Genomic DNA, 14,005 nt, shown 5'->3' on the forward strand with positions numbered 1-14,005 from the left:
TTTGAAAATATATAAACCCTTCCCATTCATGGGAACATTACTACAAAAAGGATGGTATTTAATCGATGAATTCAGTAGAAATTGCAAACGAACTGAAGGAATTATTAAACGGTAAAAATGTAAAAACTCAATTATCAGTACCACAATTAGTGGAAAAAACTACAAATCGCGGTGAAGCATTACTAACTGCTGATGGTGCTATTGTAGCCAAAACAGGTAAATATACTGGACGTTCTCCAAAAGATAAATTTATTGTGGAAGAAGAGAGCACAAAAGACAAAATTGACTGGGGCAAAGTTAACCAAACAATTTCTGCTGAAGTGTTCGATAATCTTTATGTAAAAGTTTTAAATTTCTTAAAAGAAAAAGATGAACTTTATGTATTTAAAGGGTTTGCTGGTGCAGACAAAGATTCACAACTTCCGATCCAAGTTGTAAACGAATTTGCTTGGCATAATCTATTCTGTCATCAATTATTTATCCGTCCAACTGAAGAAGAATTAACATCACATTCAGCAGAATTTACAATTATTGCAGCACCTACATTTAAAGCAGATCCAGCTGTAGATGGTACTAATTCTGAAGCATTTATTATTGTTTCTTTTGAAAAGAAAGTCATTTTAATAGGCGGTACTGAATATGCTGGAGAGATGAAAAAGTCAATCTTCGGTATTATGAACTACCTATTACCTGAACAAGGTATTTTATCAATGCACTGTTCAGCGAACGTTGGTGAAGCTGGGGATGTTGCATTGTTCTTTGGTCTTTCTGGGACAGGTAAAACAACATTATCTGCAGATGCTAATCGTAAACTAATCGGTGACGATGAACACGGTTGGTCTGATAACGGTGTATTCAATATCGAAGGCGGTTGCTACGCAAAAACTATTAACCTTTCTGCAGAAAAAGAACCAGAGATTTATAATGCAATTCGATTTGGTTCTGTACTAGAAAATGTTGTAGTTGATGAAGCAACTCGTATACCTGACTATGATGATGGTTCACTAACTGAAAATACACGTGCAGCTTATCCAATTCATTTTATCGATAACATTGTAACGCCTTCAGTTGCTGGGCACCCTAAAACAATTGTTTTCTTAACTGCTGACGCATTTGGTGTATTACCTCCAATCAGTAAGTTAACAAAAGAACAAGCAATGTACCACTTCTTAAGTGGATTTACATCTAAATTAGCTGGTACTGAACGTGGTATTACTGAACCGGAACCAGTATTCTCAACTTGCTTCGGTTCTCCATTCTTACCATTACCTGCAACACGTTATGCAGAAATGTTAGGTGAGAAAATTGATGAGCATGGTGCACAAGTATTCTTAGTAAACACTGGCTGGACTGGTGGAGAATATGGCGTTGGAAGTCGTATGAAACTTTCATATACTCGTACAATGGTTCGTGCAGCGATTGATGGTAAATTAAATGACGTGGAAACTGTTCAAGATCCTGTATTTGGTTTACACATTCCTACGAACATCGAGGGAGTTCCTTCTGAGGTGTTAAACCCACGCGATGCATGGTCAGATAAAGAAGCTTACGATCAAAAAGCAAAATACTTAGCAGACTTATTTAAAGAAAACTTTAAAAAGTTTGGCAATGTTTCTGATGAAATCGCTAAAAATGGTGCACCCTTAGTATAATAACTTCGACATAATGTTTTTTTGACATATATCATATAAAATTAAAACCACCCGTTTTAAATGGGTGGTTTTAATTATGGGATTCATTACGGCCTTGAGGCTGGTTCTTTTGTAATGATCTTTTATAAGTACCTAAATTACTTTAAACAGTAGCCTTTGTTTTCATCCATTCACATAATGCTCTTACGGTTTTTCGATTTTCTTTTGGTGGATAGTGATGTTTTAAACTTGGGTAAAACCAAGTTTCGTATTCTTTATTTTTCCTTTTTAATGCATTTTCTAAGTAATAGGCCTGTTCAATACTTACGTGTTGGTCTTCAAATCCATGGATGATGAGTACAGGTGCAGTTACTTTATTGATTTGATATAGAGGGGTTCTATCGTCATATAATTCTTTAAATTTTGTTGGTGGCCCACCAATAATTCGTTTCAATGTTCGTCGCATATCTACTCTTTCTATATACATAGAGGAAACATTGGATACACCAGCCCAAACGACAACAGATTGGATATCGTCACGTAAAATGGCTGTCCAAAGTGCCATTAGACCGCCTCGTGAAAATCCATATACATTTATCTTATCCTTATTGCTAAATTGCTTTAATACGTCAGCTCCGTACACTGCATCATATCGATCACTTCCTGCAAATTCATCGCGGCCTTGTCCACCACGATTGCCACGATAGTAAGGTGCAAATACGATAAACCCTTGAGCAGCAAATTGAGCAATTCTAGGTGGCCGAACAGCCCCTACAAATTGTAATCCACCTCTTAAATAAAGAAGTGCTTGATAATTCCCTTCTTTAACCGGTTTTGCTAATAACCCTTTAACTAAAAAACCTTCTGACCAATAACTAATTTCGTATAAGGCAATATTTGGGTTTGGCGAGGGGTAATTACGAATTTCCTCAATACTACCATTGTCTTTCATGCTGTTTCACTTCCTGCAACATCTTTTTCATTCCTGCATCTTTCATGTAGAAACTTAAAGTGGGATGATTTAGTAACTCCTCTGTTGTTAGCCAAATCATACCGATTGTTTCATGTTCTTCAACAAATGGATCTATTCTTTCCACTTTACCTGTGAATACGGATTTACAAAATGGTACATCTCCATGCACTAAATAGTCTGCAAACCATTTTAAATTTGTAATATGTACAGAAGTTTCTTCGTACACTTCCCTAATTGCTGCCTCAAATAACGTTTCGCCAGGTTCTACTTTCCCACCTGGAAATTCAACCCCACGTTTTTTATTGATTGCACATAACCATTTCCCTTGGTAATGTACCATAACTAAAACATGTTTAGGTTCTACGGTAAACTGATTTTCTTCAAAAGACAATTCAACTTGGCATCCATTTTCATCTATAAATGTAAACATCCCTTTACTCAACTCCTACTTAATCACATACGCCTTGGCGTATGTGTGCCCAGATTTTTTCGAGCAAGCTCGAAAATTTCTATTGAAAATCTGTGGCATCCGCCGGAGGCTATAATATATTCAGACGTTTCCCACTGAATATATTAATAATAAGCTAGTAAAGGGATTGTTGTCATTAACTTCATAGAAAAATGGAAATATCCGTTACTTTTAAAGTCCGCACAAAAAGGCGTTTTAACTAGTTGTTGAAGTATGGTAATTGCTCCACAAACTTCTTCGTTTCTTCATCTCCAAATTCGTGAATGAGCGCATAGATTTTCATCAAACGATAATCTATTTCGTGGTTTGACTCATCCATATGATAGGGTAAATATGGTAAATGTGCACGAACCATATTATGAAACTCTAAAGAATCAATTTGTTGAAATATTCTTTCAAAAACTCGTGCCTTTTCAGATGGCATTGTTAATTTAAATTCACAGGGAGCACTTGATGGTACAAAGCTAAAAGAATTATTTACAACAGATACATATACGTTTGTTTCGATAGTAACCACTCCTTTTTACATAAGTATGCGGAGCGCTTACTATTGCTATACTAAAAAAACATAAGTCGACCTACCGAGGGTCGACTTAATTTTCTGCTCCAATGGAGATTTCAAAATCAAAAAACAATGAGGAACACTCTCCCCACTGTTTTGTTTTGTTATCCTAAGAATGACTTTAACATCCAATTATGTTTTTCAAGACTTTGGAAGATTGCATTTAAAATATCTTCTGTTCGATCATCTCCCTCTTCTGACGCTTGGCCCATAGCTTCATTTATGAGCTTCATAATCGCTTGAAAGTCCTTGATAATCGTTTGTACCATCTCTTCAGTAGTTTCTGAACCAGTGGCTTCTTGCACATGTGAAAGCTCTAAATGTTCTTTTAATGTAGCAACTGGCTTTCCACCTTTAGTTAATATACGTTCAGCTATCTCGTCTAAATTTAATGTAACTTCATTGTATAATTCTTCAAATTTTTCATGTAATGTAAAAAAGCTTGGACCTGTTACGTACCAGTGATAATTATGAAGTTTTGTATAAAGTACAGAGTAAGTTGCTACTAGTTCATTAAGTTGTGTATTTAGTCGATTTGTTGCCAATATTTCGCACCTCTTTTTATTATATCCTTATAATATTCTCTAACAATTATTCATTGACGATTCAACTACTATTATTACCTTTCACTTCAGAAATATAACTCAATTAATGACATCTCAAGTAATATTCAATCTAATTTAAAGTTCTTATTCTAAATTTAAGATATAATAATAGTATCGATTTATGGAGAGTGAGAATTGTGGATATTACATTGGCTATTATTATTTTAGTGGCTGTTATGTATTTACTAATTATTATTGGTGGTATATTCTTTTTACGTAAAAGAAAAAAAGGAATGTTTACACAAACCGTTGATCCAAAACCTGTACAAAACAAATACGATTTAAAGAAGGATGACAAATGAAATACCCCTTTATATGGTTAATAAAACTGTACCGGAAATATATTTCCCCGATGACACCACCGAGTTGTCGTTTTCACCCAACGTGCTCCCAGTATGGGTTGGAAGCTTTTCAAAAACATGGTGCAATTAAAGGTGTATTCCTTACAACTAAAAGAATATTAAAATGCCAACCTTTTCATCCTGGTGGCTTTGACCCTGTACCAGATGAATGGCCATCGAAAAAAAAATAATTTCGATGGCTTTTTTTAATTGTGTTTTTGGTTCTGATAAGTTATGATTGTTTTTGTGAATTTATCGCAAATCGTAATTATTACTATTTATGGAGTTGGTCAAATAATGAAAAAGGTCTTTTCTATATTTGCATTGTCAGTTATTGCACTGCTAGTAACTGCATGCTCAAGTACAGAAACAACAGAGTCAAAGAACGATTCAAATAAAATTGACATTTATACAACTGTTTATCCATTAACATATTTTGCTGAACGCATTGGTGGCGAGTACGTTAACGTGTCTTCAATATACCCAACAGGCGCAAATGAACATACATTTGAACCGACACAACAAGATATGATGAGCCTTGCCGAAAGTGATTTATTCTTCTATATTGGTCTAGGTCTTGAGGGATTTGTGGAGAAAGCAGAATCTACTTTAGCAAATGAGAACGTGAAATTTGTTTCTACAAGCGAAAATATTGCAGAAGAAAAGCTGCATATATCAAAAGGCCATTCTTATGAAGAATCAGTTGGACATGAGGATGAAAATGAGGATGAACATGATCATGCTACAGAAGAACACGACGATCACAATCACGGTGATGTGGATCCACATATTTGGTTATCACCAGTATTAAGCCAAGATTTAGCTTTAGTAATTAAAGACGAATTAGTTAGTGAGTTGCCTGAACAAGAGGAAATTTTTACAGATAATTATGAAGCATTAGTAGATGAACTAGAAGCTTTAGATAAGGAATTTAGCAAATTAGTTTCAGAAGCTTCTACAAAAACATTCTTTATTTCCCACTCTTCCTTTGGCTATATAGCTGGACAATATGGTTTAATTCAAGTACCTATTGCGGGTCTTAACTCACAAAGTGAACCTACGCAAAAGGAATTAATTGAAATTGTTGATTTAGCTGAAGAACTAGAGGCTAAATATATTTTATTTGAACAAAATGTTTCCTCAAACTTAACATCTGTTATTCAAAATGAAATTGGCGCAAAAAGTTTAACTTTACACAATTTAAGTGTATTAACAGAACAAGATGTTGCAAATGATGAAAACTACTTTACTTTAATGAAAAAAAATATTGAAACTTTTAGAGAAGCGTTAAATCCTTAAATAAAAAAATCCTCGACTTAAGCAATGTATTGCCAGGTCGAGGATTTTTTTATAGTAATTCTTTTAATTTTCTACGCATTAATTTATTTGAACCGTTACGAGGCAGCGACTCCACAAAATAAATGTTTTTCGGAACTTTATATTTTGCTAAATGTTCCTGACAATATTGTAGGATAGATTCCTTTGTTGTTTCATTTTTCAAAGCAACAAAAGCTATAGGGACCTCGCCCCACGTTTCATCAGCCATTCCGCAAACTCCAGCTTCGCGAATTGCATTGTGAGCCATTAGTACATTTTCAATTTCGGCAGGATAAATATTTTCTCCACCTGAGATTATTAAATCCGACCTACGATCAACTACATATAAATAGCCTTCTTCATCCAAATAACCAATATCTCCAGTATGTAACCAGCCGTCAATCGTTGCACTCTTCTCGCTGAATTGCCCGATATAACCAGGTGTAACATGTGGTCCACGTATTAATATTTCACCTTCGACAAAAGGCTTGTCCGCATCTGCAATCTTAATCTGGTTAAAGAATAGTGACTTTCCTGCTGAGCCTAGTTTTCTTATTGCATCTTGGTTAGATAAAGTTGCTGTTTGAGATGATGTTTCTGTCATTCCATAGGTCTGTGCAATGGGCAAATGTACTTTTTGTGCACGAAGTAAATAATCTTTAGGAACCGGTCCTCCCCCTGCTAGAATGATTTTAAACTTCGGTGAGGCCTTTAACACATTTTCCTCTAATCGATTTAAAATACGCTCTAACATGACTGCTACGAGGGACATATGTGTCACTCGACCGGTTGCAATGTCATCAACTGCACCATTTGCATCAAACTTTTCATATAATTTCACTGCATTCCCATACAATAATGATCTAATTAGAATGGATAATCCGCTTATATGAAACAAAGGCACCGCGCAAAGCCATACATCTTCTTCTGATAATCCAATATTTAATATAGAAGCTAATGCACTAGCTTGGTGATTGCCTACTGTTTGTCTTACACCTTTTGGAAACCCTGTTGTACCTGATGTATACATAATGGATGTTGTTTGATCTATTGACCATTCCATATCAATTTGTATCGGAGTTCCTTTACAATTCTCTACTTCCGAGAATTTTAAGACATTTATATCGTTCGGAAGTAAGGGTAAGTCTTCATCATCTGCGATAACATATGTAACTTCTGAATCTTTAATTTGGTATGCAAGTTCGTCTATTGCTAATTTGCGGTTTAGTAAAACCATTTCACATTTTAGGTGCATACAAGCATAAATGATAAATATTAGATTTGGTCGACTACGGCCAATGATTGCAATTCGACTATTTTCTTCAATTCCAAGAGAGGAAAGTTGGTATGCACGCTGGACTGAAATATCTTTCATCTGTTCAAAATTCCAAGTCTTACCTTCGAATGTTAAGGCACTTCTCTTCGGTGTTAAATATGCACGCTGCAATATCCAGTTAGGGTACATGTTCATTCCTCCAAAATCACTAATATCCTTATTTTACTCCTATTTTCAACAATCGCAAAAAATTGGCGATTGAAATTGTGTGAGAATTGTGTTTGTACCTGGTACCCGAACAATTCTGAATTGTTTCTGAATTGTGTGTGTACCTGGTACTCGCACCCGTGTGTGTGTACCTGGTACTCGCACCCATTAAAAAAAGATAAGAGGGTTTATTCTCTTATCTTTCAATTTCCATAATGCTTTTAAATGATCAAGGGAATTTTGGGAATTGGTCGAAGTCCGGTTTGCGTTTTTCTTTAAATGCATCGCGACCTTCTTTTGCTTCATCAGTTGTGTAATAAAGTAAAGTAGCGTCTCCAGCTAATTGTTGTAATCCTGCTAAACCATCTGTATCAGCATTGAATGATGCTTTTAAGAAACGTAACGCAGTTGGTGATAATTGTAGCATTTCTTCACACCATTGAACTGTTTCATCTTCTAATTGCTCAAGAGGAACAACTGTGTTTACTAAGCCCATTTCAAGTGCTTGCTGTGCATCATATTGACGGCATAAGAACCAGATTTCTTTCGCTTTTTTGTGACCAATAATACGTGCTAAATAACCTGCTCCGTATCCAGCATCAAATGAACCTACACGTGGTCCAGTTTGTCCAAAACGAGCATTTTCTGCAGCAATTGTTAAGTCACATACTACGTGTAATACATGTCCACCACCAATTGCATAACCTGCTACCATCGCAACAACTGGTTTTGGAATTACACGGATTAAACGTTGTAAGTCTAATACGTTTAAACGTGGAATTTGGTCGTCACCAACGTACCCACCATGTCCACGAACACTTTGGTCTCCACCTGAACAGAAGGCTAAGTCACCTTCACCTGTTAAAATAATTGCACCAATTTTAGAATCTTCACGTGCACGTGAAAAAGCGTCAATCATTTCCGCAACTGTTTTTGGTGTAAATGCATTACGCTTTTCTGGTCGGTTAATTGTAATTTTTGCAATACCATTATAAAATTCATACTTGATCTCTTCATAAGTATGTAATGTTGTCCATTCTCTAGCCATTTAATAGCCCCCTAATTATTTTGATAGACATCCTTTATTATTGTAGCAAATTGTGTCGGATTTTCCACATGAATTGCATGTCCTACACCATCTATATGATAGTGTTTTGCATCTTGTAGAATTGTTTTCATTTCACCTGCGATATTATAAAACTTATGGTCTAGCTCACCCGTTATTAAATAAACAGGAATCGATATAGAATGTAATTCATTCCATAATGATTTTTGAGCGCCCGTACCCATTCCCCTCAAACTGTTAGCTAACCCGATTTCTCTTTGAGCTATCCTTTCGTTTCGTACAGACTGTTGAATGTCTAACGATAAGTTTTTTTGCGATGCAAACAAGGGGATGTTTTCCCATGCATTTACGAATGACACAATTCCTTTTGCTTCTATCTTATTTGCAAGTGAATCATCTGCTAACCTTCGCGCAACTCTCTCATCTTCAGTTTTTAAACCTGGTGAAGAGCTTTCTAAAATTAAATTTTTAACCCCTTCAGGATAAGCGCAAACATAGGAAAGAGCTACGCGACCACCCATTGAGTATCCTAGCAATGTAAATGCATTTAAAGATAATTGATCCAAAATAGCTTTTAAATCAGCTATTTGCTCATCCATCCTATAACGCGAAGAAACTATTGGTGCATCAGTTTTACCATGCCCAATTAAATCGATTGCTATAATTTTAATCGAATTTGGAAGTTGTGTTACTATTGTAGACCATGTATCAACACTTCCAGTAAAACCATGTAATAAAACGATAGTTTCAGTAGATTGTTCATTCCATATTTTTACATGGTAGTTAAGCCCTCTTACAGATAACATCATAACGAACCTAACTCCGAATGAATTTGCTTCCATAATCGACGATGAGCTTCAACGTTTTGTTGTCGATCTGTAAAAACTTCAATTAAACGAAGTGGTTTTACTTTCTCTTTACTTAAAATAGTTTTCATTTCTTCCAATTCGTTAATTTGTATGTATTCCATATCATACATTTTTGCTACTTGTTCGAATTGAAGTGCTGTTGGCGTACCAAATAGATCTTCATAATATTCTTTTACTGTCGATTGCGATAAATAAGAGAAAATTCCCCCACCATCATTATTTAAAACAATTACAGTAATATCACATGGTTGATATCTTGAAGCAATAAAAGCATTCACATCATGTAAAAAGGCCAAGTCGCCAATAAGTAAGTACATATGTCGATCTAGTCTACCTTTGCTAAATCCAATAGCAGTTGATATGACACCATCAATACCATTTGCCCCTCGGTTTGCAAACACTTGAATATCCTTGTCTGTAGGGACTAGGAATGTATCGATATCTCTAATCGGCATACTGCTACTAACGAATAAGTCACTTCCATCTGGCAATTGTTCTAACAGCGATCGAACCATAGCTCCTTCATCCACTTCAGATTCAACATAATCTGTAATGAAATTAATAGCCATCTCTTCACTTGCTCGCCATTTATTGAAATACTCACCATCGAGTTCAGATACAACGTTTAATTCATCTATCCATTCACCAATCGATGCATGGATAAAATGAGTAGACACAGAAGTGGAATCACGGAACATTGGATCTTCATCTACAACGATATAATTTGTTGGCATAGTTTCAGTTAAATAAATCGTTAAAAATTTTGAAACCGGCTGTGCACCAAAACGGATCACTGTATCAGCAGTTACTTGGTTACGGAATGCTTCATCTTTTAATAGAGCGTCATATGTTGTAATGATAGACGGTTTACAATCTTCTGGAATGTTCGTACGCATATTCGATAGACTTTCGACTAATACTGGCCATTTTACTTTTCGAACAAAGTTCCACATATGACGTAAGTCTGTTCCTAATGGTAACTCGCCAACGATGATAAATCCTTTTTTCGTTTGTTCGATTAATTCCACTAACAATTGTTTTGATTCCCCAGTTGGTGTAATTTCACCTGACAAACTTCTCTTAAATGTAGTAGCTGGTAATTGCTCCATAAAGTTAATAAGTAACGGTTCACGAAACGGTACATTTAAGTGGACCGGTCCAAAAGGTGCATTATTTGCAATATTAACAGCCCTTGCAACATGTCTTTCTACAAAAGGTAATGTTTGTTTCGCATCATCTGGAACAGGAAAATCCACCGACCATTTTACATGTTCACCGTATAATCGGTTTTGATTGATTGCTTGTGGAGCACCTACTTCGCGAAGTTCATGTGGCCTATCAGCAGTAATAACGATTAACGGTACCCTTGAATATTTTGCTTCAACAATCGCAGGAAAATAATTAGCTGCTGCAGTACCTGAAGTACACAATAGTGCAACTGGCTTTTGTTTTGCTTTCGCAAGTCCTAATGCAAAAAATGCCGCTGAGCGTTCATCTACTTGTCTATATACTTGTATATCTTTAATTGATGCAAAAGCATATGCTAATGGAGTCGAACGAGAACCTGGGCTAATTACTACATCTTCAACACCGTTATTTTTAATAGATGCAACAATTTGATAAACATAATTTGTTAAAATTTCACGTTCACTCATGTAGTTGTCCTCCTAAGGCACGTAACATTGGACGGAACTTCACTAATGTTTCTTCATATTCTGATTGGGCTTCAGATTCTGCTACGATTCCCCCACCAGCATAAAGAATCGCTTTATTGTCTTTTAGTGATGCAGAACGAATAGCAACTGCAAATTCACCATTGCCCTCCGCGTCAACCCATCCAAGTGGTGCAGCATATAAACCACGATTCATTGACTCAGCGTTACGAATAATTGTTAGCGCTTCCTTACGTGGCACACCGCCTAATGCAGGAGTTGGATGTAAATCTTTCACTAATTGTAAAATTGTAGCTTTTGGCAATAACGTTCCTTCAACTGGTGTAAAAAGATGTTGGATATCTCTAATTTTTAATAATCTGGGTTTTTTAGGAACTTTATACTGAATACAATTTTTTGCAAAAGTATCAACAATCATGTTTACCACGTGTTGATGCTCACCTAAATTTTTAGGATCATTTAATAACTCTTCACCTAGCATCTGGTCTGCTTCTGCAGTCTTACCTCGTTTTACTGAACCGGCTACACAAGAAGAATAGGCATGTCCATTTACTACTTTTACTAATCTTTCAGGTGAAGCTCCGAAAAACAATAAGTCATTTCGTTCAAGACCAAATAAGTAACTTTCAGGCTGCTCGTTAATAACATGAGAAAGAACCTGAGGTGATGTTATTTCATCTTCAAAATCCATTAATAAAGATCTAGCAATTACTACTTTTTCTGCTTTTTTGTCTTGGATTAAGTTAGATACCATCTCTACAGATTGCAAGTATTGCTCTTTATTTCGTTCATCATAATTAACCATAACAGGCTTGTTATACGTCTTTAGTTCCTTTACCTGAGCTGCATGAATTAACCGATCACGTTCCATTCTTAATTGCTCAAACTGATCTCTCGAATCAAGCTGATCTGTTACTAAATGTATACTTACATAGGCTTTATCGTTTTGAATGACAAGCTGATAAGTTGCAACTGTGAAGTAACTTTGTGGAAAACCATCCCATTCTCCACTTTCATCATTTTGTGGATCAAATGTAAAGCCACCAAAAAGGATTGGTTGTGGCTCTTTTTCTTCTTTTACAATATTTTTCGTAAGCTCCATCCAAGCTTTTTCGACTTCATCAAAACGGTTTTCGTTCCCGTTATTTTCAATAACATGGGCATGTCCAAGACCAACTAAAGTAAATGTCTTTTCTCTATTTTGCCAAAAGAATCGCTTTCCTTTAAAATGACTCTCCCCAGCTGCATAAAAAGCTAATGCTGAAAGACGATTTACTTCTACTGTTTCTATATAAAAGTGTAATCCTGCACTTTTAGAACCCACTTCAGCTTCAGTGGTATGTAACCACTTCTGATCCATGAAATTTCCCTCCATTCAAATACGCCCCGACGTATTTGAGCACTGATTTTTATGGGCTAAGGCCCTAAAGTTGTAAGTTTACTTAGATATCGCCACCAAAGGCCAACACGAGGGCTGGTAGTATTAAATTATTTATTTCACTGCCACAAACATATCGCATAATTACATGTGGCATTCTAGTCTAAGTTATCCGCAACCTTAAAATCTGTGGCAACCGCCGAAGGCTACTACCTCATTCAGAAAAAAATTCGAGTTTATTCATATTACAATTTGCTGAATGATGTAAATCAAACTAATTAACATATTTCAATATGAGAATTAGTTTATGTCAAAATCAAAAAACTTCTCGCGCTTTTTTCAACATTATCTATTCTATCATATCATTACCTTTGTTAATATATATCGTGTTTTACAACAATGTGTTAATTTTTGACTAAAAACATAATGGTCTTTTACCTAAAAAAAGCTTGGGATTACCCAAGCCTTAAATAGATAAAACATATTTTTCAAACCCTTGATAGCTCATAATGTTGATTTCTTCTTCGGTAAAATGGTTTAATAATGCCTTTATTAATTGTTGGTATTCTGAAGCATTTGATAAAGATTCAATTTTAAAATCAATTCCATCAAAATCTGATCCGAATCCAACATGTTCAATACCAACTAATTTCACTAAATGGTTAATATGGTCGATTAATTGATCAATAGTTGCTGTCTCTAAATTATTTATGAATGGTGGATAAAATACAACGTGTATACGACCACCTTTTTCAACAATTTGCTTAACTTGCTCATCTGTTAAATTTCTTGGATTATTACAAATCGTTCGTGAATTACAATGACTTGCCATTACATGTTTTGCCATTGGTAATAATTCGTAAAACCCTAGATCATTTAAATGTGCAACATCAAGTATAATATCTTGTTCATTTAAATAATGAATAACCTCTTTACTAAAAGGTTTTAATCCTTTGTTTGGATCTTCTAATGTACCATAAGCTACATCATTCTCATAATTCCAGGTTAATCCTACAAGTTTTACTCCAGCCTCTACAAGGGCTTTTAATTTATTTATATCAGTTCCTATACAATCACAACCTTCAAGGCTTAACACAGCTCCAATTTCACCTTCTTGGAGATGTTGTATTTGATTCCAATCCGTAATATGAACAACTCCAGGTTTTGTAATGACGAATTTTTTAAAAGCGTCAACTTGTTGTAATGCACTTTCAAACCTTTTCTCAATAGGGATGTTAGGATGTACAAAGATAGCAAACACTTGAACTTTAACATTTCCCGCTTGTAATCGCTCGAGGTTTGAATCTAAACGTAGATCATTGAGAAAGTCAATTTCATCATTTCTAGACAATTTATTTAAGACATCACAGTGTAAATCAATAATCTTCATGGTCCTACCACCAATCGTATTTGCTTTGTTTTGTATAAAGTATAATTCAAATTAATACATATGCCATTATTATTTTTTCAACATATATAATTATATATGTTGAAACAAAAAAAGTGATTGAAAAAGTTTTAACTTTTTCAATCACTTTTTAGTATGACCCGTACGGGATTCGAACCCGTGTTACCGCCGTGAAAGGGCGGTGTCTTAACCACTTGACCAACGGGCCTTATGGCGGAGAAGGAGGGATT

General features: G+C 35.3%; 14 protein-coding genes and 1 tRNA gene. 4 read left to right on the plus strand and 11 right to left on the minus strand.

Features of this window, described 5'->3' with window-relative positions; all coding sequences use genetic code 11:
* Positions 1-65 precede the first annotated feature (65 nt).
* Entirely contained in the window at positions 66-1,652 is a 1,587-nt protein-coding gene (gene pckA, locus CRO45_RS05445; RefSeq protein ID WP_097148619.1) for a phosphoenolpyruvate carboxykinase (ATP), read from the plus strand.
* A gap of 142 nt (positions 1,653-1,794) precedes the next feature.
* Here pckA and CRO45_RS05450 read toward each other — a convergent pair whose 3' ends face one another.
* From CRO45_RS05450 to CRO45_RS05465, 4 genes are all read right to left on the minus strand, one after another.
* Positions 1,795-2,583 carry an alpha/beta hydrolase family protein gene (locus CRO45_RS05450; RefSeq protein WP_097148620.1) on the minus strand — a complete coding sequence of 263 codons (789 nt, stop codon included), beginning with the start codon at positions 2,581-2,583 and terminating at the stop codon, positions 1,795-1,797.
* Positions 2,567-3,034: an NUDIX domain-containing protein gene (locus CRO45_RS05455; protein WP_097148621.1), complete on the minus strand. Its 468-nt coding sequence runs from the start codon at positions 3,032-3,034 to the stop codon at positions 2,567-2,569. The genes CRO45_RS05450 and CRO45_RS05455 overlap by 17 nt, the downstream gene beginning before the upstream one ends.
* A 238-nt stretch (positions 3,035-3,272) precedes the next feature.
* On the minus strand, positions 3,273-3,590 hold the full coding sequence (locus tag CRO45_RS05460; protein ID WP_097148622.1) for a transposase: 318 nt from the start codon (positions 3,588-3,590) through the stop codon (positions 3,273-3,275).
* 149 nt (positions 3,591-3,739) lie between these two features.
* The gene (locus tag CRO45_RS05465; RefSeq protein ID WP_097148623.1) at positions 3,740-4,180 is read right to left on the minus strand and encodes a Dps family protein; all 441 of its coding nucleotides are present in this window, start codon (positions 4,178-4,180) and stop codon (positions 3,740-3,742) included.
* A gap of 197 nt (positions 4,181-4,377) precedes the next feature.
* Between CRO45_RS05465 and CRO45_RS19895 the strand changes: the two genes are divergently transcribed.
* The 3 genes from CRO45_RS19895 (at position 4,378) to CRO45_RS05475 (ending at position 5,880) form a co-directional block, all read left to right on the plus strand.
* The gene (locus CRO45_RS19895; RefSeq protein ID WP_141400316.1) at positions 4,378-4,542 is read left to right on the plus strand and encodes an LPXTG cell wall anchor domain-containing protein; all 165 of its coding nucleotides are present in this window, start codon (positions 4,378-4,380) and stop codon (positions 4,540-4,542) included.
* Complete coding sequence (gene yidD / locus CRO45_RS05470; RefSeq protein ID WP_097148624.1) at positions 4,539-4,772, plus strand: membrane protein insertion efficiency factor YidD; 234 nt, start codon at positions 4,539-4,541, stop codon at positions 4,770-4,772. The genes CRO45_RS19895 and yidD overlap by 4 nt, the downstream gene beginning before the upstream one ends.
* 106 nt (positions 4,773-4,878) lie before the next feature.
* The gene (locus CRO45_RS05475; protein WP_097148625.1) at positions 4,879-5,880 is read left to right on the plus strand and encodes a metal ABC transporter solute-binding protein, Zn/Mn family; all 1,002 of its coding nucleotides are present in this window, start codon (positions 4,879-4,881) and stop codon (positions 5,878-5,880) included.
* A 49-nt stretch (positions 5,881-5,929) separates the two neighbouring features.
* Here CRO45_RS05475 and CRO45_RS05480 read toward each other — a convergent pair whose 3' ends face one another.
* From CRO45_RS05480 to CRO45_RS05510, 7 genes are all read right to left on the minus strand, one after another.
* Positions 5,930-7,363 (minus strand): o-succinylbenzoate--CoA ligase, encoded by a 1,434-nt coding sequence (locus tag CRO45_RS05480; protein WP_097148626.1) that lies wholly within the window; start codon positions 7,361-7,363, stop codon positions 5,930-5,932.
* Between the two features lie 247 nt (positions 7,364-7,610).
* The gene (menB, locus tag CRO45_RS05485; protein WP_097148627.1) at positions 7,611-8,429 is read right to left on the minus strand and encodes a 1,4-dihydroxy-2-naphthoyl-CoA synthase; all 819 of its coding nucleotides are present in this window, start codon (positions 8,427-8,429) and stop codon (positions 7,611-7,613) included.
* An 11-nt stretch (positions 8,430-8,440) separates the two neighbouring features.
* On the minus strand, positions 8,441-9,256 hold the full coding sequence (menH, locus tag CRO45_RS05490; protein ID WP_097148628.1) for a 2-succinyl-6-hydroxy-2,4-cyclohexadiene-1-carboxylate synthase: 816 nt from the start codon (positions 9,254-9,256) through the stop codon (positions 8,441-8,443).
* A complete protein-coding gene (gene menD, locus CRO45_RS05495) occupies positions 9,253-10,971 on the minus strand; it encodes a 2-succinyl-5-enolpyruvyl-6-hydroxy-3-cyclohexene-1-carboxylic-acid synthase (RefSeq protein WP_097148629.1) in 1,719 nt (572 codons plus the stop codon). The genes menH and menD overlap by 4 nt, the downstream gene beginning before the upstream one ends.
* Positions 10,964-12,349, minus strand: coding sequence for an isochorismate synthase (locus CRO45_RS05500; protein WP_097148630.1), 1,386 nt, complete (start codon positions 12,347-12,349; stop codon positions 10,964-10,966). Before CRO45_RS05500 ends, menD begins: the two co-directional genes overlap by 8 nt.
* 484 nt (positions 12,350-12,833) lie before the next feature.
* Positions 12,834-13,757, minus strand: a complete 924-nt coding sequence (locus CRO45_RS05505; RefSeq protein ID WP_097148631.1) for a dipeptidase — start codon at positions 13,755-13,757, stop codon at positions 12,834-12,836.
* A gap of 154 nt (positions 13,758-13,911) precedes the next feature.
* Positions 13,912-13,983 (minus strand) — tRNA-Glu (locus CRO45_RS05510).
* Positions 13,984-14,005 lie beyond the last annotated feature (22 nt).

Source organism: Ureibacillus acetophenoni (assembly GCF_900220965.1).
Lineage (GTDB): Bacteria > Bacillota > Bacilli > Bacillales_A > Planococcaceae > Ureibacillus > Ureibacillus acetophenoni.

Excerpts from the sequence above, each read along its gene's own strand:
- pckA (WP_097148619.1), top strand. The coding sequence starts at position 66 with ATGAATTCAGTAGAAATTGCAAACGAACTGAAGGAATTATTAAACGGT.
- menD (WP_097148629.1), bottom strand. The coding sequence starts at position 10,971 with ATGAGTGAACGTGAAATTTTAACAAATTATGTTTATCAAATTGTTGCA.
- CRO45_RS05500 (WP_097148630.1), bottom strand. The coding sequence starts at position 12,349 with ATGGATCAGAAGTGGTTACATACCACTGAAGCTGAAGTGGGTTCTAAA.
- CRO45_RS05450 (WP_097148620.1), bottom strand. The coding sequence starts at position 2,583 with ATGAAAGACAATGGTAGTATTGAGGAAATTCGTAATTACCCCTCGCCA.
- yidD (WP_097148624.1), top strand. The coding sequence starts at position 4,539 with ATGAAATACCCCTTTATATGGTTAATAAAACTGTACCGGAAATATATT.
- menB (WP_097148627.1), bottom strand. The coding sequence starts at position 8,429 with ATGGCTAGAGAATGGACAACATTACATACTTATGAAGAGATCAAGTAT.
- CRO45_RS05475 (WP_097148625.1), top strand. The coding sequence starts at position 4,879 with ATGAAAAAGGTCTTTTCTATATTTGCATTGTCAGTTATTGCACTGCTA.
- menH (WP_097148628.1), bottom strand. The coding sequence starts at position 9,256 with ATGATGTTATCTGTAAGAGGGCTTAACTACCATGTAAAAATATGGAAT.
- CRO45_RS05505 (WP_097148631.1), bottom strand. The coding sequence starts at position 13,757 with ATGAAGATTATTGATTTACACTGTGATGTCTTAAATAAATTGTCTAGA.
- CRO45_RS05455 (WP_097148621.1), bottom strand. The coding sequence starts at position 3,034 with ATGTTTACATTTATAGATGAAAATGGATGCCAAGTTGAATTGTCTTTT.
- CRO45_RS05480 (WP_097148626.1), bottom strand. The coding sequence starts at position 7,363 with ATGTACCCTAACTGGATATTGCAGCGTGCATATTTAACACCGAAGAGA.